This window comes from Pseudomonas allii (genome assembly GCF_055380095.1).
This window is the reverse complement of the sequence record NZ_AP039450.1, coordinates 3,264,631-3,283,478: the sequence shown is the minus strand read 5'-3', so window position 1 is coordinate 3,283,478 and position 18,848 is coordinate 3,264,631. Positions and strand designations below refer to the sequence as shown.

Genomic DNA, 18,848 nt, shown 5'->3' with positions numbered 1-18,848 from the left:
TAGGGCGGCTTATTTCATCGGGCCGAACGCCTCATCCACTTTGGCCAAATCGGTGTCGCGCAGGTTGCCCGCGTAGTAATGCAACTTGGTCCAGGCCATCAGGTAGTCATACCGCGCCTGGGCCAGATCACGCCGGGTGCTGTAGAGCTGCTGTTCGGCGTTCAGCGCGTCGAGGTTGACCCGCTCGCCACCGAGGATGCTTTGCCTGGTCGACACCACCAGCGCCTCAGCCGACACCAGAGCCTTCTGGTACGCGCGCAACTTGCTCACCCCCGACAGGCAGGCGCTGAACTGGCGGCGCAGTTCGATCAGGGTTTCGCGGGTCTTGCCCTCAAGCTCGTACTCGGCCTGCTCCATGGCGCGGCTGGCCTGGCGGGTAGAGGCCGAGATGCCGCCACCGGCATACAGCGGCAGGCTGACTTCGACGCCAATGGTGTTGGTGTCGTAGCGCTGGTTGTAGGTGTTGCCGCTGTCGGACTCCTGCTGGCGCGAACTGGCATAAGCGGTGACCTTGGGCAAATGCCCGGCGCGGTTGCGTTCCACCTCATAACGGGCCACTTCCAGGGCCTGGCGCTGGGAGGCCAGCGTGGGGTTGTTGCTGATCGCCAGCTCATGCCAGGTGTCGTAATTGGCCGGGGTCAGGGTGAACGCGGCGAAGCCCTGGTTCAGCGGCGCCAGGTCGTGGATGTCGACGCTCTGTACGCCGATCAAGGCGCCCAGTTCACGCAAGGAGGCGTCCTGTTCATCCAGCGCCTGGATCTCTTCGGCGGTGGCCAGTTCATAACGCGATTCGGCTTCCAGAATGTCGGTACGAGTGCCCTCGCCTTGCTGGAACAAATGCCGGTTCTGCTGGAACTGCTGTTCGAATGCCTTCTTCTTGGCGCGGGCGATGTCGATCTGGTCCTGGGCGAACAAGGCCTGGGTGTAGTAGGTCAGCACCCGCACCAGCAACGCCTGGCTCTTGTCACGAAAGCTTTCGTCGGCAAACAGCGCTTGGGCCACGCCCTTGCGGTAGTTGGCGTAGGCTTCGTAGTCGAACAGCGGCTGTTGCAGGCTGAAGGTGGAGCCGTAGCTGTTGTAGTTGCGGTCGTCGTGGTAGTTGCCACCGCGCCCGTCCGGCAAGGTGGCCTGGGAGTTATTACGGCCCTTGTTGTAGTTGTACGACAGCCTGGGCAGCAGCCCGGCGCGGCCGATGGCGCGGTTTTCCAGGCCGGCGTCGCGCTCCTTGATCGCGCCGAGAAACACCGGATCGTTACGCAGGGCCTGCTCGTACACATCGAACGGCCCCATGGCCGCCTGGGCACTCGCGCAGGTCAACAGCAAGGCAATAAACACCGGTTTCATGTTCATTCCTCGGTCAACGCCGAGCCGGCGCGGTCGAGCAGCGGCTTGAACAGGTAATTGAGCAACGAGCGCTCGCCGGTGCGCACGAACATCTCGGCGGGCATGCCTGGCTTGATCACCAGCCCGTGGAGTTTTTCCAAGGCCGCGTCGCTGACCGTGGTGCGCAGCACGTAATAGGGCGCGCCGGTCTTTTCATCGAGCATCTGGTCGGCGGAAATCAGGCTGACCTCACCCGGCACCCGGGGCGTACGGCTTTGGTTGAAGGCGGTGAACAGGATGTCCACCGGCAGGTGCGTGCCGACTTTGTCCACCAGGTGCACCGGCAAGTGCCCTTCCACTTCCAGCCGCGTGCCCTGGGGCACGATTTCCAGCAGGGTTTCACCGGCGCGGACCACCGCGCCTTCGGTGTGCACGCTGAGATTGACTGCGATGCCATCCGCCGGGGCGTTGATTTCGCTGTGTTGCAGGTCGAACCCGGCTGAGGTGAGTTGCTGTTCCAGGGTCAGGCTGCGCAGTTGCGCATCGGCCAACTGGCTGCGTACCTCTTTTTGATATTCCTCACTGTGTTGTTGCAGCTTGAGGCGCGATTCGAGAATGCCCTGCTCCACACGGCCACTTTCGCCAGTGTTCTGCGCCAAGTCTTGTTGCACCTGGGACAACTGCCGCTGGTACTCCATCAGGCGGTTGCGCGGGATGTAGCCGTTGTCGGCCAGGGGTTGCAGGTTGCTCAGTTGGTCACGCAGGGATTGCGCCTGGGCGGTCAGGTCAGTGCGCGCACGGCGCATACCGCCCAGTTGCGCGGTTGCGCCCTCGATATTGGCGCGAATGCCGGCCTGCTCGCGGGCAAAGGCTTCGCGGCGGCTGCTGAACAACTGGCGCTGGCCTTCCAGCACCAACGCCAGGGCCGGGTCGGGAGCGGCACTGAGTTCGGCGGGAAAGGCGATGCTGGCGAGGTTGTCGCGCTCGCTCTGCCAACGCGCCACGCTGGCCCAGGCCATGCGGTACTGGGCTTGCAGGGATTGCACGTCGGCCTGGTGCTGGGTCTGGTCGAGACGGAACAGCGGCTGACCCTGTTTCACATGCTCGCCCTCCTTCACCAGAATCCGGCTGACGACGCCGGGGCTGAGGGTTTGCACGGCCTTGCGCTTGCCCGACACCACCACTGTGCCCTGTACCGGAATGCCCTGGTCCAAGGGCGCGAGGCTGGCCCACAGGAAAAACCCACCGGCGCCGACCACGGTCAGCAACCACCCCATGCGCGTGAAAAACCTGGCGTCGTGCTCTTTGAAGCGTGGTTCAACCGTGATGCTGCTCATGCGCCTGGATTCCTTGTGGCTTGGTACTGGCGACTGAAACTCACGCCCGGTTTGTCCTTGGGTGTTTCCTGCTGGCCGGACAATGCGCGCAGCACCTCCTGGCTCGGCCCGAACGCTTGCAAATGACCGTCACTGAGCACCAGCAACTTGTCGGCCTGGGCCAGCGCCGACGAACGATGGGTCACCAGCACCACGCTGCTGCCCTGGGCTTTCATCTGCACGATGGCACTGGCCAGGGCGGCTTCGCCCACGGTGTCGAGGTTGGAGTTGGGCTCATCCAGCACGATCAGACGCGGCCCGCCGTACAAGGCGCGGGCCAGTGCCACCCGTTGCTTCTGGCCGCCGGACAGGCCGCCGCCGTTGTCGCCCAGCACGGTGTCGTAGCCCTGGGGCATACGCAGGATCAGTTCATGTACACCGGCCTGTTGCGCGGCACGCACCACCTGCTCGGGGTCGGCCTCGCGAAAGCGGGCGATGTTGTCGGCGATACTGCCGCTGAACAGCTCGATGTCCTGGGGCAGGTAGCCGATGTGCGGGCCGAGGTCATCGCGGCCCCAGCGATGAATGTCGGCGCCGTCCAGGCGCACCGTGCCAGCGAGTGTCGGCCATACGCCCACCAGCACCCGGGCCAGGGTGGATTTGCCGGAACCCGACGCCCCGAGCACACCGAGCACTTCGCCGGCGCCGAGGTTGAAGCTGACCTGGTGCAAGGTCGCCATACGCCGTCCGGGCGGGCCGGCGCTGACCTGTTCGAAGCTGACCTGGCCCTTGGGCGCCGGCAACTTCATCTGCTCAACCTCCGGGGGAAACTCGCGCAGCAAGCCGTCCAGGCGCTGATAGGCCAGCTTGGCCGAACTCCATTGCTTCCACACCGCGATCAACTGGTCGATGGGGCTGAGCACCCGGCCCATCAGGATGGAGCCGGCGATCATCATCCCGGCGGTCATATCGCCCTTGATCACCAGCAACGCCCCCAGGCCGAGCACCAGTGATTGCAGGCACAGGCGCAGGGATTTGCTCAGGGAGGTGATCACCGAACCGGTGTCACTGGCCTTGTTCTGCAAGCCGAGAAACTGCGAATGCAGCGCAAACCAGCGGGTGCGCAGTGCGCCGAGCATGCCCATGGCCTGGATGGTCTCGGCATTGTGCAAGTGGCTGGTGGCCAGTTGCGTGGACTGCTGGGAGTAGCCGCTGGCTTCGCCCAACGGCTTTTTGGTCAGGTATTCATTCAGGCATGCCAGGCCGATCAGCAGCACGGCGCCGGCCGTGGCCAACACGCCAAGCCACACGTTGAACAGGAAAATCACAAACAGGTAGATGGGAAACCACGGCGCATCAAAAAATGCGAACAGCGCCGGTCCCGTGATGAATTGGCGGATATGGGTCAAATCGCCCAGGGATTGCCCGGCGTGCCCCTGGCCGCGTTGCAGGTTGCGTTCAAACGCTGCCTTGTACACGCGCAAGTTGAAACGCCGCTCCAGTTGGCTGCCGATGCGGATCACGATAAAACTGCGGATCACCTCCAGCAGGCCAATAAAGGCAAAGAAGCCGACGACCATCAGCGTCAGCATCACCAGGGTGGTTTCATTCTGGGAGGACAGCACGCGGTCATACACTTGCAGCATATAAATCGACGGCACCAGCATCAGCAGGTTTATCAATGCCGTGAAACAGCCAATGCTGATCAAAATACTCTTGTACTCACCCAGCGCCTTGAATAACGGCGCGACGGCATGGGACTTTGCCATGGTGTCTGATCTTCCTTGAACCAAATTGCGCGCAATAGTCGCCCCAGCCCCGAATAACGGAGCGGCCAACTAATGAAATCAAGTTATTTGCTTATAACGGCAACTAAGGTACGCGTTGCAGTACAACTTCGAGGCCTATCGTTGTTCGACCTTTATATTCGCCTTCTTTCTGCCGGTTGAGGTGAGTAATGCCACTGCCTTCGGCATTCATCAGCCAGATGCCGTCTGGCGTTGGCGTCCAGGTCAGGGGTTTGTCGCCCAACCAGTTGGCGACACACGCCACATCGCCGCCCAAGGCATTGGCCTGTTCCAGCAGGTCCAGCGCGCAGACCTGGTCCTGCTGGTGCAACTGCCAATGCCCGGCCAACTGGGCGGAGGTAGGTAATACGAGACTGCTCGCCATTGCGTGGGCTCCTGCCGACACGAACATCACCTGCAACATGCAGGCGATCACATTAAACATACGCTGCATCTTCCTGCCTCATCCGTAAGGCGCGGCGCCGAAGCGCCGCGCCCGTGCATCACGCTACGATGTCGCTGACCGCAGCCTGGCCGACGGTGGTGACGAGGAAGTCCGCCACGCCGTGCCCGGAGAAGTCCACAGCCAGGGTGCCCAGGTTGGTACCTGCGGCGTAGGTGAGGACCGCATCGCCGGCATGCCCGGTGAAGGCATTGACGAAGGTCAGGCCTGCGCCCTTGGTGATGCCGGACAGGTCGATCTTGTCGGAACCGGAGGTAAAGTCAAAGATTTTGTCCGCCGCGCCCGGCTTGGAATCGGAGCTGGCACCGAACACAAAGGTGTCGTTGCCCGCGCCGCCCCACAGTTGGTCCGCCCCACCGCCGCCGTAGATGATGTCGTTGCCGGCACCGCCCTTGATCACGTTGGCCGCGTTATTGCCGATGATCAAATCGTTGCCGGCACCGCCAAAGGCGTTCTCGACGGTCACACCCTTGGCGATGGACACGTTGCCCACCAGGCCGCCCACGTCGGAGAACGAGGCTTCATTGAGGTTGATCTTCTGGTTCTGGGTGAAGCCGGAGAAGTCCAGGGTGTCGTTGCCACCGCCGTCCCACACCGAGAACACCAGCTTGTCGGCATTGGAGGTGGCGCTGTAGAAGTCACGCCCGGTGTTGGAGTTGAACCCGTAGGTGGTGTCGCCGGCACGGGTGTTGTAGTTGGCACCGTAGAGCTTCTGGATCGCCGCGATGTCGTCGATCAGTGGAGCGGACGCGTAAGCCTCGACCCCACCCTTGCTGAAGTTCTGGTTGGTGTTGCTTTCGCTCCAGTAGCTCATCAGGCTGTAGCCGCGCGTGTCCTGTCCATAGGTCGCGTCGTTGTAGGTCGGGTTGCCGTTCCCGGCGTTGTAGTCGCCAGGGTGGGCCAGGCCCAGGGTGTGGCCGATTTCGTGGGTCAGGGTCTGCCGGCCGTAGTTGTTCAGGTCCGGGGTCTTGTTCGGCGTGTAGCTGTTGTTGGTCAGGTACCACGACGTGCCGTCGTAGCCTGCGCCGGTGCCGGGCAGGTAGGCGAAGGCGGCCGCGCCGTCCTGGCCGCTGCTGTAGTTGCCGAAGGTCATGTGGCCGTCACCGCCGGTGGCTTTCTCGGTGAAGGTGACGTTGGCCACATCCGCCCAGGATTGCATGGCCAGTACGGCCTGTGCTTTCTGCTGGGCGTTGAACTGGCTGAAGCCTGCGATGCCATGCTTGTTCATGGTGCTCGAGGAGGCCGAGGTCAGGAAGGTGTAGGTCAGGTCGATCTTGCCGTTGCCGTCAAAGTCCCGGTACGCGGCGCCGTCGCGCAGCAGCTGGGTGGCCGCCTGGTCAACGGAGTAGGAGGGTTTGCCATTGATCGTGAGGTTGCCGCCACGGTCATACAGATGGCTGAAGCTATCGATTTGCGAGTAAGCGGTGCTGGCTTGCGCCGCCGACACGATAGCCTTGTCTTTTACTTTTGACATAAACGTACTTCCTTGTTTGCAAGTGCATCAGTCTTTGATCGATAGGAACCCCGCGGGCGAGATCGTCCTATCACTCGCCTCTTTTGAAGGCGTAAGAAAACTGACACAACTTGAAATCTTTCGTCTACATCTTTTCCAGCACTAAAAAACGCCAGGCAAACACCTCATGTAAGTTCCGCTCCCTGTTTATTGGGGAGTACCGCTGTTGTCCGACAAAAAACACCGCAACGGTATTTAAATATTAAATAGCACTAGTGCCGCTCAAGTTGAGCGGCATTCGCTATTAATGGATCCAATATATTGCCACGGTGCCATTGGCAACATTAAACCGCCACTACTTATAGTCATAAGTTAGTGTGTCCCCTATTTCCGGGACACACTCCAGCCGGTGTCGTGCAATGCCGCCAACAGCGTGTCGGGGTCCAGGCCCGGCACGCGCACACCTTGATCGGTGAGCATGTCCTCCCCGGCCAGCATCGCATTGATGATTGCCTCCTCCACGGCCTCCGCCGCTGCGCTGAACAGCGGCGAGATGTGATCGTTGTTGACCATCTGCAATGCACTGCTGAACGGCAGGCCCTTGCGCCCGTAATCCGCCGGCGGCAAGTCCTGGTTGCCGGTGGCAAAGGCCAGGAACAGATCGCCGCTGGAATCCTCGGTGCCGCCACCGGTGCGGGCGATGCCGATGGACGCACGTTGTGCCAGGCGCTGGCACTGATGCGGCAGCAACGGCGCGTCCGTGGCGATGATCACCACAATCGAGCCCATGCCTGGCGTGCCTTGCTCGGCGAACGGCGACGCAATGTCCATCAGGCGGCGCCCCACCGGGTAGCCGTCCACCCGCAGTTCCTGGCGCTTGCCGTGGTTGGCCTGCACCAGCACGCCAACGGTCCAGCCGCCCTGCTCCGCCGGCAGGCGCCGCGAGGATGTACCGATGCCGCCCTTGAACTCGTGGCAGATCATGCCGGTGCCTCCGCCGACCGCGCCCTCCTGCACCGGGCCGGTTTCGGCGTTGTCCACCGCTTCGCGCACATGCTCGGGCCCTACGTGCTGGCCCCAGATATCGTTGAGCAGGCCGTCATAGGTTTCCATCACCACCGGCATGCACCAATACACCGCCGGGTCCGCCAGGCGTTCGCGCTCCAGGGCAATCAGGCTGTCGCGCACGATGCCGATGCTGTGGGTGTTGGTGATCGCCAGCGGCGTGGTCAGCAGCCCCGCCTCGCTGACCCATTCCAGGCCGGTGGCGTCACCGTTGCCATTGAGCACGTGATACCCGGCAAAGCACGGTTGCAGGCGAGCCTCTCCCGCGCGCGGCTGAACCACGCTGACGCCGGTGCGTACCTGCTTGCCATCGATGCGGGTCTTGAGCGTGCTGTGCCCGACCCGCACCCCCGGCACATCGGTGATGGCGTTCCACTCACCGGGCGTGCCCAGCCCCAACGTGATGCCCAATTGACGTGCGCGCATAACCACTCCTTACAATTTCTGGAAGACCGGACTCAACCGGCCACTGATGCAATACAGAATCACCGACAGGGCCAGCAGGCCGAGGATGATCAGAATGTCGCGGACCGAAGCTGCCGCGATCAAGGTCATTAACAGATAGCCCGCGCCCAGCACCGCCACCAACGCCGGCAGCGGCCACAGCGGCATGCGATAGGGATGCTCGCGATCACGCAGCAGCACCCGGCTCATCAACGCGCTCAACGCCACCACCAGGTACACCAGCATGATCAGCAATACGCTGAACGAGGTCAGGTCGGCCAGGTTGGAGCTGAAACTCAGTAGCGCCGAAGGGATCGCCAGGAACAGCGTAGCCAACCATGGCGAATCCCAGCGCGGATGAATGCGCGTGAACAGCTTGTTGATGCCCGGCGTCCATAGGGCATCGCGGCCGCTGCTGAACACCACGCGGCCGATCTGGATCACGATGGCGACGATGGCGTTGAACACCGACAGGAAAATCCCGGCGCTGACCAGGCGCGACAGGGTTTCATTGCCATGGCTGGTCAGCAGGTAGCCGATGGGGTCCGGGCTGCTGATCATCGCGCTCAGGGACGGCGCGCCGATCAACAGGGCGGTGATCGGCACCAACTCGATGATCACCACCAACGCCAGCGACCACAGCACCGCCTTGTGTACGCCTTTGCCGCCGCACTTCATGTCTTCGGCGAGCAACACCGCCGGGCCGTAGCCGTTGTAGGAAAACAGGCCGATACCCACCGCGCCAATCACCAGGGCCCAAGGCGCCAGGTGCAACACGCCGTTCTCGACGATCTGCGGCTGGAACAGCACGCTTGCCGGTTGCACCGGGTTGCCGAAGCCGATCACCACGATCACCAGCAGCGCTGCGACTTCCAGCAACAGACAGGTACCGGTGATCCAGGCATTGAGCTTTATATTCAGGATGCCCAGGGCGTAGCTGCACACCACGATCACCAGGGCCACCGTCTGCGAATCAAACTTCGTGCCCAGGGCGTTATTCAGATACGTTGCCGCGCCCGTAGCCAGTACCGGCGGGATAAACAGCAACATTACCAGCACGGTCAGGAACGTCGCGTAGCCCGCCATGCCACCGAACACGCGCTTGGCGTATACATATTCGCCACCGGCGCTGTTGTGGGCACGGCCCAGTTCGGCGTAGCAAAAGGCAAACATCAGCGCGAGCAGGCCGGCCATCACGAACGCCAGGAACACCCCGCTGCCAGCCTGCTGGATGGCAAACGGTGCGATCACAAACACGGAACTGGCCGGCGTCACCGCTGATACGGTGATGGCGATCACATCGAACACACTCAAGGTGGGTTTCAACACGCCATCGGGCGTGGCGGAAGTGCTCATATCGTTATCCTCTGTCGTTGTTCTTGGTATGAGGCAGAAACGAAGAATGTGGTACGTCACGGGATATGTTCCCCGCTGAATGATGCTGACGTTAAAGCTTGAGGGCATGTCAGCCAATTCCCCTATTGGCGTACTCCCCTTGACGCCATCCGGCAAAAGCCGAACCCTTGGCCGATCTTTTGCCGGCGGGAGCCTGTCACATGAGCCTGTTTCGCGAGGTTGGGATGCACGCCGGCCTGGGCCGCACCGTCGCACACATCGGCACCGAGCGTTTCTGGAAACAACTGGTGCTGTTGTTGCACCAGTGCCTTCCCTTCGATAACGCCCTGGCGATCTTCTACCCCCTGGAGGGTCCGCCCCAGGCCCTGGAGGAATACGACGCCCAGCCCAGCAGCAAGCCGGCGTCGATGCTGGTGTACCTCAATGGCTTGTATTTGCTCGACCCGTTCTTCCAGGCCTGTCGCGAGGGGTATGCCAGCGGCGTGTACCGCCTGGAGGAAGTGGCGCCGGATCATTTTCGCCAGAGTGAGTACTTCCTCAATTACTTCCACGACAACGTGCTGGAAGACGAGGTGCAGTTCATCCTGCAACTGCCGGGCGCGGGGACGCTGTCGTTGTCCCTGGGCATGCAACGGCGGTTCAGTTTCGATGAAAGCGGGTTGATGACCACGCTGGCGGCGTGGGTGCTGCCGTTGATGCAGCAACATTGGCAACAAAGCACCGAACGAGCGCCGGCGATGGACAGCCAGATCCGCGATGCGTTGAGTCAATTCGGTTGCGGCGTGCTCTCGGACCGCGAACTGGAAATCGCCCGCCTCGTACTGCGCGGGTTCTCGTCCAAGGCCATGGCTGAGCGCCTGAACATCTCGCCGGACACGGTGAAGGTGCACCGTCGACACTTGTACGCCAAGCTGGATATCTCGTCACAGCCGGAGCTGTTTTCGTTGTTTATCCAGTCGTTGGGGCATGATCTGGAGAACCCGTGAATGCCGGATGTCACTACACGGTAAAGGGCGGCTATCTGAAGTCAATTTCAGAAAACCGCCCTGTCGGTTTCAAGCCTTTCAAGCCATTCCGAAGATAAAGAACACAGCGTCTATCACAGTACCCTGCTGGGTTGTAGCCGCCACATGCCCTCGAATCGAGTCAATCGGACCGGACCGAATAAACAGCACCTCGGCACTGACTGCAGGGTCGACCTGAGTTGATCCAGGCGGGACGTAAGCAACGCTCAAGACTTTGTCCGCTAATGTGTAAGTGCCAGTTGGCGTGTCAGAATCCTTAATCACAACTTCGATGATTCGTGGCGTTAGCGGATCTAAATTTTCCATCCTGCCAAAAAATCGAATATTTCCATTTCGTTCGTCGCGATAGACCGATGTCGACATGAAAGTACTCTGCACACCGGCAGTGGTTACCGTACCAACCATGCTGCCGTACGGGTAGATTGGCGGCAGGACGAAATTAGGGACGTTTGGCATAAAAACTCCTTTTTCCATTTGATGACTAATAGGCATCAGGAGCTTAAGTCATTTGTCCAAGCATGAAACCTGTCAGAAATGACAGTCTAAGAAGTCGATTTTAATCGCTAGAAACTCTATGGACCGCGCCTGCCGTGAAGGACGGGTCCATAGGCGGCCTGCCGCAGCTACCGAGATGCTGGATTTAGGGCCGCTTCGCAGCCCAGCGCGGGACAAGCCCGCTCACTACGGACCTTCAGCGGCCGGTACGGACGGTGTTCCACACCCGTGTACGCACCCGGTCGATATTCAGTGGCATTGCTTCCAGCGCAAACAACTTGCCCATCATTTCCGGGCTTGGGTACACCTTGGTATCGGCCTTGATCGCCGGGTCCACCAGGCTGTCGGCGGCCTGGTTGCCATTGGCGTAGTGCACGTAGTTGGTGATGCTGGCCATCACGTCCGGGCGCAACAGGTAGTTCATGAACGCATAGCCGGCTTTTTCATCCGGCGCATCGGCGGGCATGGCGACCATGTCGAACCAGATGGCGGCGCCTTCCTTGGGGATGTTGTAGCCGATGTTCACGCCGTTCTTGGCTTCCTTGGCGCGGCTTTCGGCTTGCAGAATGTCGCCGGAAAAGCCGACTGCCACGCAGATGTCGCCATTGGCCAGGTCCGCGGTGTATTTCGAGGAATGGAAGTACGCCACATACGGCCGCACTTTCATCAACAGATCTTCGGCTTTTTTGTAGTCCTCAGGCATTTTGCTGTGGTGCGGCAAGCCCAGGTAGTTCAGCGCAGCCGGTAGCAGTTCCGGGCCGTTGTCAAGGATCGCCACCCCGCATTTCTGCAGCTTGGCCATGTTTTCCGGCTTGAAGATCAGGTCCCAGGAATCCACCGGCGCGTTGTCGCCCAGCACGGCCTTGACCTTGTCGATGTTGTAGCCAATGCCGGTGCTGCCCCACAGGTACGGGAAACCATGGGCATTGCCCGGGTCGTTGTTTTCCAGGGCCTTGAGCAGCACCGGGTTGAGGTTCTTCCAGTTGGGCAACTGGCTCTTGTCGAGCTTCTTCAATGCCCCGCCCTGGATTTGCCGGGCCATGAAATGGTTGGACGGGAATACCACGTCGTAGCCGGATTTACCGGTCATCAACTTGCCGTCGAGGGTTTCATTGCTGTCGTACACGTCGTAGGTGAAACCGATGCCGGTTTCTTTCTGGAAGTTCTTGGTGGTGTCCGGCGCAATGTAGTCCGACCAGTTGTAGATTTTCACCGTCTCGGCGGCCTGGCTGACAGAGGCCACCAACATCAAGGGCAACAGGGCAATGGCTTTCATGGTTCGATTTCCTGGCGGTTTTAGGGCTGTTTTTATGGCAGGCGATCAAGGATCAAAGCGTTACAGGATCAATACATAGGTCTTGCGCACGGTCTCCTGGATATCCCAGATGCCGGTGCTATTGGCCGGCAACATCAGTGCATCACCGGCTTGTATGTGGACGACTTCACCGTTGTCCGGGGTAAAGGTGCAGCGGCCCTGGATAAAGTGGCAGAACTCCTGGGATGTGATCTGCCGACGCCAACGGCCTGGGGTGCACTCCCAGATGCCGGTCTCGACACCGTCGTTGCGCTCCACGCTCAGGGTCGACGCAACGGCGATGGGTTCGCCCAAGGGCACGGCGACGGGGGACGAGTCCGGCAGGTGGGCGTTCTGCGTGTCTTTGAATTGAGTGATGCTCATGGGCTTTCCCGTGTGAGTGAAACGACTTAGTGCATGAAACCTTCCATGAACCCGGCCACGCCGGTCGCCAGCTTGCGGCGCCAAGGGGCGGTATTGGGGTTGGCCATTACCTGGTCTTCATGGACGAAACTGCGAATGATCGCGTTGTAGCCCAGCCAGCGGCAGGGTTCGGGCTCCCAGGGTTTGAGCGCGTCCAGGCCGCGCTCGCGGATCACCCAGGGTTGATGGGTCAGTGCAGTGTCGCGCCCCAGGATCAGGTCGGCCAGGGTGCGGCCGCCCAAGTTGGTAGCACCAACGCCCTCCCCGCCGTAACCGCCGGACAGCGCGATGCCGGTCTTGTGATCGCAGAGCATGTGCGGACGGAAATTACGCGACATGCCCAGGTTGCCGCCCCAGGAATGGGTAATCCTGACGTTCTTTAGCTGTGGGAACAGCTCACCGAACAGGTAGCGACGCAGGTCGACTTCGCTGTCGGTCAAATCGAAGTTGTGGCGTAGTTTCCCGGCGAATTGGTAACCGCCGCGCGCACCGAACACCAGCCGGTTATCCGCAGAACGCTGACCATAGGTGACCTGGCGACTGCTTTCACCAAAGGCCTGGCCATGGCTCAGGCCGATTTCATCCCAGGTGCTGGCGGGCAACGGCTCGGTGGCGACGATCAGGCTTTGCACCGGCAGTTGGTAACGGCCCAGCGGCGGCAATGTAGTGGCATAGCCCTCCACCGCCGGCACCACCCAGGCCGCCCGCACACCGGCCTTTGCGGTACGCAGGCTGCCGGATTGCCAGTGGGTGACCGGGCTGTTTTCGTAAATCTTCACGCCCATGCTATCGACCACCCGCGCCAGGCCGCGTACCAGCTTGGCCGGGTTAATGGTCGCGACATGGGGCGCGTAAATTCCGCCATAGGGCTTGGCGATGCGGATTTGCTCGGCCAACTGCTGCGGGCTGAGCCAGCGGTAGTCGGCTTCGGTCAGGCCCTGGGCGTAGAGTTTGTCCAGGTAGCGGCGCAGGCTGCCTTCCTGCTCGGGGTAACGCGCGGCACAGTACAAGACGCCGCCCTTGCGGTAATCGCAGTCGATACCTTCACGCGCCAGCACCTGGGCCACTTCGTCGGGGATGGCGTGCAGCAGGTCAAACGCAGCGCGGCGTTGTTCGGGATTGAGGCCGGCGAGTAAGCGGTCTTCACCCAGCAGGTTGCCCATCAGCCAGCCGCCATTGCGGCCGGAGGCGCCGAAACCGGCGGTTTGCGCTTCGATAATGGCAATTTTCAGCTCGGGGGCCTGGCGCTTCAGGTAGTACGCAGTCCATAGCCCGGTGTAACCGGCGCCGATAATGGCCACGTTGACGTCCAGGTCATGCTCCAGCATCGGCCGCGCTTGCAGCGGGTCGTCCAGCTGATCCATCCATAAGCTGATGTTGCGCCATGCCGGCATGCCAGGTTCCCCTACCTCGTTTCGATAGGGTGGATCCTAGAGCGCCGTGTTATGGGCTGTCTTGCGCGCGTGCACGCAGAGAAATTTGTTTGACGTAGGCCTTGGGCGACTGGCCCGTATGCTGGCGGAACGCGCTGTAGAACGCCGACAGCGAGTTGAAACCGGCGGCAAACGCCAGGTCATCGACCTTGATCGGCGGTACGGCCTGATCCAGCGCGGCCAGTAAATGCTGGAGCCTTGCCTGGTTGACGTAGCGGTAGAAGCTTTGCCCCAGCACCTGGTTCAGCAGGTAGGAAATCTGATTGCGGCTGTAGCCGCACTCCTTGGCCACCCGTTGCAGGTCCAGCCCCGGGTCCAGGTAAGGTTGCTTGCGATCGAAATACTGCTGCAGGTCGTTGGCCATGTGCCCCAATTGCTGGGGCGACAGGCCCAGGCGACTCACCGAAGGCCGCGCGGCCTGGGCCGGTTGCTCATGTACCAGCGACGCGTACTCGTTGACCCGCCAGATCAGCCCGTCGCGCACCGTAATCGCTTCGCTGGTGCGGAATGACACCAGGCCCTGGCCGCCCCTTAAAGTAATGCGGTACTGGATGAACGCCGTGTCGCCGTCGGCGCGGATACGGTCAGTGTGCTCGATTGCTTCGTCGGCCTCACGAGGCATGCTGGCTTGCAGGTAATCGCGCAAGTCGGCGAAACCGACGACACGGTTCTGGAAAAAGTCGTGGTATTGGATATCCGGGTGGTAGTAGGACATCACGCCTTCCAGGTCCCGGTGGCGCCAGCAAAGGTGATGGCGCAGCACCAGCTCGCGTGTGGCGTGGGATTGCTGGCAATCATCGTCTGCAGCGATGTCAGGCATGGAAGGCTCTGCGGCGGGTAAACCCTGGAGATTGCCGAAATTTACCGGGCGCTTCAATGGCCAATTGGCGCTTCCGACTAATGGCCTTTTGCCCAATCCCAAGTAGCACATGACCCACATCAACCTTATGGAAAACAACCGCCGAACGGGGCCGAAAAAGTCACCTTGCGGTTACGAACGAATGCTATTTTTAAGCTCTACAATGCCACGACCAGTGAAGGTCATGGCCCCCTGCCGCGAGCTAAAGGAAGCGCTCAATGAACAAGGTGGGCAACATGAACAAAGTGACGTTCCCCAACGCCTGCCAGCTGATGCGCTGGCATTTTCATCCGATGGGCTTCGAGGGCAGCATGGACGCGCCCGGCAGTATGATCGCCCGCCTCTTCGACCGCGCCAGCGGCGAGACATTGATCGCCATCGCCGGCATCCCCTGTGCCACGGTGATGAATGCCGCCGATGTGGAGCGGATTATCGAGGCGGTGGAGGATGAGTTGGAGTCGTTTGTGCCGCCGCAGTCCCTGCGGGCCTGAACTCAATCCTTCAGACAGCCCATGTCACCTGTGGGAGGGGCGGTGCGACGATTCGACTTGCCCCCGTTTGCAGTGTGTCAGTCAGTACATCTGTCGCTGACCTGCCGCAATCGGGGGCAGGCTCCCTCCCACATTTGAATGGCCTCCACCCGTTAATTGCGTTGGTCGTCGAAGAAAGCTTTCCTGCCATCCACCCGCTCCGACGCCTTGGGCACATTCACTGCCTGGCCTTCGGGCTTTTCCACGTACCAGTAGCAATGACTCACCGCCCGGGTGATGCCCACATACGCCAGGCGCAAGACCTCGTCTTTCTGCGCGTTGTCATACGGCTCGCTGTCCCCGTCCTTACCCAGGCCCGCCATGCGGTACACCTGATTTTTATACGGTGAATGGGTGACATGTTGGCAATCCCCAAGCAGGAATACCGCATCGGCCTGCAGCCCCTTGGCGCTGTGGTAGGTCAATTGTTTCAGCCTGCGCGCCGGAGGCGGCAAGCTAGAATCCACATTAACTATTGACTGAATATGCTCTTGAATCAGTAGCTTATCGCTACTTTTTCGATAGAGCATTAACACTGATTCGCCGCGATGGTAATGCTCCAGCAGTTGCCGTCCCAATGCCGCATCATCCCGCTCCAGCACCATGACCGGCACCAAAGCCTTGGGCGCCCCGCTGGCCTTGGCTTTCTTGCCGGGGATGGCGGGTGCGGCGCGCACGATATGCTCGGCCGCGTCGATGATGTACTGGTGACTGCGATAGTTCTCGCCCAGCATCACTCGGGTGGTGGCAGGCGATGGGAACTCCGTGTTGAATTCCATGAAGTACTTGGGCGAACTCCCACGCCAGCCGTAGATCGACTGCCAGTCATCTCCCACACATAACAGTGATGAATGCTGGGCGCCGCGCCCGACGTGCATGGCCGGGCCACGGCTGCGGATCTCGCGCAGGCTGGCGCGGATCCACGAGACGATCTGTGGCGAAACGTCCTGGAACTCGTCGATCATCAGGTGCGACAGCGGCCGCAACAGCGGGTCGCTGAGCAGCTTGAGGTTTTCCGGGGTGTTCTCGCCGAACAGCGAGAACATGCGGTTGTAGGTCATGATCGGCGGCGACTGGTCCAGCAGGTGATCTTCCAGGGCCTTCCAGAAAATGCTCAGGGCTTCGAAGAAGAAGCGGTCCGGATCATCCTTGGCGAAGCTCATCTGCCCAACCGCAGTGGGCACATCCAGCCCAAGGTTCTCGATAAACCCGGCCGCCATCACGAAACTGTCCAGCAATGGCGCCGAAGCCAACTCGCCTTTGACCTTGTAATCAAAGCCTGGCCCGGCTGCGGCATCACCGGCCAGGCTACTCAAAAGCCGCTTGGATGACTCGTAGCTATCTAGCCATATCAATGGTTTACGACAGAAAGCTTGAAACAGTGTGCGCTTTACCGCCCACTCGGCGCGCACTGACAGTTTCGCGTTGGGCCGGCTGAGCTGGGCATTTTCCCGAGCATCGAAACCCAGCACCACCCAGGCGTCCAATTCGGGGATATAGCCATGGCAGTGGAATTGCGCGCCATTGATCTCCACGGTCTGGCGATTGGGCTCGATGCCCTTGATCGGCCAGGCACCGGCGCGAAACCACAGGTCCTCGATCACATCACACAGCTCTTCATCACGCTTGGCGGCCAATTCAGTCACCGCTACGCGCTTTTGCACATCGGGATGATCACGCTCCAGCTCCTTGAGCTGCAGGCCATGGCGCGCCAGCGGCGCAATCAACTCGCGAAAGCGTGGGTGCCGCCCGTGCAGGTGGTGATAACAGGCATTCATCTGCTGGCGCTGGGCATCGTTGATGCGCAGGTCAAAGGGGTTGCTGTCAGCGTCTTCGAAGCCCGAGCTGAGGTTTTCGAACGCTTGCAGGCGTTCAAAGCCCGGCAGGCTGCGCACCATCGGCAGAATGCGCGAATGAAAGGTACGCACCACGGCCTGCGCTTCTTTCATATCAAGGGGTTGGCCCCACAGGCTAAGAATTTTTATGAGCTTGTTGATGAAGTCTTTGCGCGACTCTCGGGTAAAGGTCACCACCGTCATCGAGCTCAGCTCAAAGCCCAAGTAATGGGTCAGCAACAGGATACGCAGCACCAGCGAGGTGGATTTACCCGCGCCAGCCCCGGCAATCACCGAGGTTGAAGGCGTGTCGCTGAAAATCATCTTCCACTGCGCCGCGCTGGGCTGGGCATGGGCCGGCAGCAATCGCGCGACATCTGCCTTGATACGCTTCTTCAACTCGGCGGTGAGCGGCAGGCGCCAATCATCGAACAGGCTATCGTCCACGCCCGGCGCACGGTGCTCATCCGGGCGGAAATCACGAATCAACAGGACCTGCCGGCCTTCCTCGATGCCATCGGCCTTGCCTTCGCGGTAACCGTACTCCACGCCCGCCTCGTGCCCACTGCGAAAACCGTCGGCCTGTCCGTGCAACCAGGAAAACCGGTGCTGGGCGCGCAAGCGGGTCAGGCCGTGGCCAAACAGGCGCGCGGCCAGGCGTTTCAATAGCGGCATTTCGGCCAAGGGGCGCAGTTCGGGAGGAAGATCAGGCTTTTGTTGCGACACGCGGACTCCTGCGATGAGCTGGGTTCTGACAAGTGCGCCATGGTCGCCGGAATCGACGTTCAGTGCCAGCCAATTGCTTTGCGGTCATGCAGTTAGGCGATGAACTGAAAGTCAAAACGCCGCTAACCAATCCATTAAATCGATAGGAATCAGGCATTTTTTACGCTTTTTATCGATCATGGGCTGCAGGATCATAGGGCTATCTACAGGAGACGATCATGCTTGAACTTCGACCTTTCAATTCCCTGGGCGGCGCCCACCATGGCTGGCTTGACGCCCATCACCACTTTTCATTCGCCGAGTACCACGACCCCAACCGCATGCACTGGGGCAACCTGCGGGTGTGGAACGACGACATCATCGCGCCCGGCACCGGCTTCCCGCAGCACCCGCACCGCGACATGGAGATCATTACCTATGTGCGTGAAGGTGCGATCAGCCATGCCGACAACCTTGGCAACAAGGGCCGTACCGAGGCCGGCGATGTGCAGGTGATGAGCGCGGGCACCGGGATCGCTCACAGCGAGTACAACCTGGAAGATGCGCCGACGAAGATTTTCCAGATCTGGATTATCCCGAATGAAGCCGGTTTGCCGCCTTCGTGGGGCGCCAAGCCGTTTCCGAAAGGTAACCGTGAGGGGTTTGTGACACTGGCCAGTGGCAAGGCCGGGGACAATGAGAGCCTGCGCATTCGGGCGGATGCGCGACTGGTTGCCGCGAACCTTAAGGCTGGGGAAAGTGCCGAGTACCGGTTGGACAGCGGGCGTCGGGCGTACCTGGTGCCGGCGACGGGCGTGATTGAAGTCAATGGCTTGCGTGCGCAAGCGCGAGACGGTGTGGCTGTAGAGAATGAACAGGTATTGCGGGTAACCGCGATCGAGAACAGCGAAATCGTCCTGGTAGACCTGGCCTGACCTCGATCAACTGTGGGAGGGGGCTTGCCCCTGATGGCTGTGTTTCAGAAAAAGAGATGCAAACTGACACACCGCTATCGGGCAAGCCCCCTCCCACATTGTTATTA

General features: G+C 60.8%; 16 protein-coding genes. 3 read left to right on the top strand and 13 right to left on the bottom strand.

The window, feature by feature from the left end:
- Positions 1-9 precede the first annotated feature (9 nt).
- The 7 genes from ACZ445_RS14660 to ACZ445_RS14630 form a co-directional block, all read right to left on the bottom strand.
- Positions 10-1,344, bottom strand: a complete 1,335-nt coding sequence (locus ACZ445_RS14660) for a TolC family outer membrane protein (protein ID WP_058425935.1) — start codon at positions 1,342-1,344, stop codon at positions 10-12.
- A gap of 2 nt (positions 1,345-1,346) precedes the next feature.
- The gene (locus ACZ445_RS14655; RefSeq protein ID WP_310863076.1) at positions 1,347-2,660 is read right to left on the bottom strand and encodes an HlyD family type I secretion periplasmic adaptor subunit; all 1,314 of its coding nucleotides are present in this window, start codon (positions 2,658-2,660) and stop codon (positions 1,347-1,349) included.
- Positions 2,657-4,408, bottom strand: coding sequence for a type I secretion system permease/ATPase (locus ACZ445_RS14650; RefSeq protein WP_464708588.1), 1,752 nt, complete (start codon positions 4,406-4,408; stop codon positions 2,657-2,659). Before ACZ445_RS14650 ends, ACZ445_RS14655 begins: the two co-directional genes overlap by 4 nt.
- Positions 4,409-4,511: 103 nt before the next feature.
- Positions 4,512-4,880 carry an AprI/Inh family metalloprotease inhibitor gene (locus ACZ445_RS14645; RefSeq protein ID WP_464708587.1) on the bottom strand — a complete coding sequence of 123 codons (369 nt, stop codon included), beginning with the start codon at positions 4,878-4,880 and terminating at the stop codon, positions 4,512-4,514.
- 49 nt (positions 4,881-4,929) lie between these two features.
- Positions 4,930-6,363 carry a serralysin family metalloprotease gene (locus ACZ445_RS14640; RefSeq protein ID WP_071495677.1) on the bottom strand — a complete coding sequence of 478 codons (1,434 nt, stop codon included), beginning with the start codon at positions 6,361-6,363 and terminating at the stop codon, positions 4,930-4,932.
- A gap of 363 nt (positions 6,364-6,726) precedes the next feature.
- A complete protein-coding gene (locus tag ACZ445_RS14635; protein ID WP_058425940.1) occupies positions 6,727-7,833 on the bottom strand; it encodes a DmpA family aminopeptidase in 1,107 nt (368 codons plus the stop codon).
- A gap of 9 nt (positions 7,834-7,842) precedes the next feature.
- Positions 7,843-9,207, bottom strand: coding sequence for an APC family permease (locus ACZ445_RS14630; protein ID WP_310863079.1), 1,365 nt, complete (start codon positions 9,205-9,207; stop codon positions 7,843-7,845).
- A gap of 200 nt (positions 9,208-9,407) precedes the next feature.
- Between ACZ445_RS14630 and ACZ445_RS14625 the strand changes: the two genes are divergently transcribed.
- Positions 9,408-10,193 carry a helix-turn-helix transcriptional regulator gene (locus tag ACZ445_RS14625; RefSeq protein WP_058425942.1) on the top strand — a complete coding sequence of 262 codons (786 nt, stop codon included), beginning with the start codon at positions 9,408-9,410 and terminating at the stop codon, positions 10,191-10,193.
- 78 nt (positions 10,194-10,271) lie between these two features.
- On the opposite strand, the gene ACZ445_RS14620 is transcribed toward ACZ445_RS14625, so the two are convergent.
- From ACZ445_RS14620 to ACZ445_RS14600, 5 genes are all read right to left on the bottom strand, one after another.
- Positions 10,272-10,688 (bottom strand): hypothetical protein, encoded by a 417-nt coding sequence (locus ACZ445_RS14620; RefSeq protein ID WP_464708586.1) that lies wholly within the window; start codon positions 10,686-10,688, stop codon positions 10,272-10,274.
- Positions 10,689-10,923: 235 nt separating this feature from the next.
- Positions 10,924-12,003, bottom strand: coding sequence for a polyamine ABC transporter substrate-binding protein (locus ACZ445_RS14615; RefSeq protein WP_464708585.1), 1,080 nt, complete (start codon positions 12,001-12,003; stop codon positions 10,924-10,926).
- 60 nt (positions 12,004-12,063) lie between these two features.
- Positions 12,064-12,405 (bottom strand): cupin domain-containing protein, encoded by a 342-nt coding sequence (locus ACZ445_RS14610; protein WP_058425945.1) that lies wholly within the window; start codon positions 12,403-12,405, stop codon positions 12,064-12,066.
- Positions 12,406-12,431: 26 nt separating this feature from the next.
- Positions 12,432-13,838 (bottom strand): NAD(P)/FAD-dependent oxidoreductase, encoded by a 1,407-nt coding sequence (locus tag ACZ445_RS14605; RefSeq protein ID WP_464708584.1) that lies wholly within the window; start codon positions 13,836-13,838, stop codon positions 12,432-12,434.
- A gap of 49 nt (positions 13,839-13,887) precedes the next feature.
- Positions 13,888-14,697 (bottom strand): helix-turn-helix transcriptional regulator, encoded by an 810-nt coding sequence (locus tag ACZ445_RS14600; protein WP_058425947.1) that lies wholly within the window; start codon positions 14,695-14,697, stop codon positions 13,888-13,890.
- A 257-nt stretch (positions 14,698-14,954) separates the two neighbouring features.
- Between ACZ445_RS14600 and ACZ445_RS14595 the strand changes: the two genes are divergently transcribed.
- Positions 14,955-15,227, top strand: coding sequence for a DUF1652 domain-containing protein (locus ACZ445_RS14595; protein ID WP_058425948.1), 273 nt, complete (start codon positions 14,955-14,957; stop codon positions 15,225-15,227).
- Between the two features lie 152 nt (positions 15,228-15,379).
- Here ACZ445_RS14595 and ACZ445_RS14590 read toward each other — a convergent pair whose 3' ends face one another.
- Positions 15,380-17,827 (bottom strand): UvrD-helicase domain-containing protein, encoded by a 2,448-nt coding sequence (locus ACZ445_RS14590; RefSeq protein WP_058425949.1) that lies wholly within the window; start codon positions 17,825-17,827, stop codon positions 15,380-15,382.
- 218 nt (positions 17,828-18,045) lie between these two features.
- On the opposite strand from ACZ445_RS14590, the gene ACZ445_RS14585 reads away from it, so the two are divergent.
- Positions 18,046-18,741, top strand: a complete 696-nt coding sequence (locus ACZ445_RS14585) for a pirin family protein (protein ID WP_179028660.1) — start codon at positions 18,046-18,048, stop codon at positions 18,739-18,741.
- The last annotated feature ends 107 nt before the right edge of the window (positions 18,742-18,848 follow it).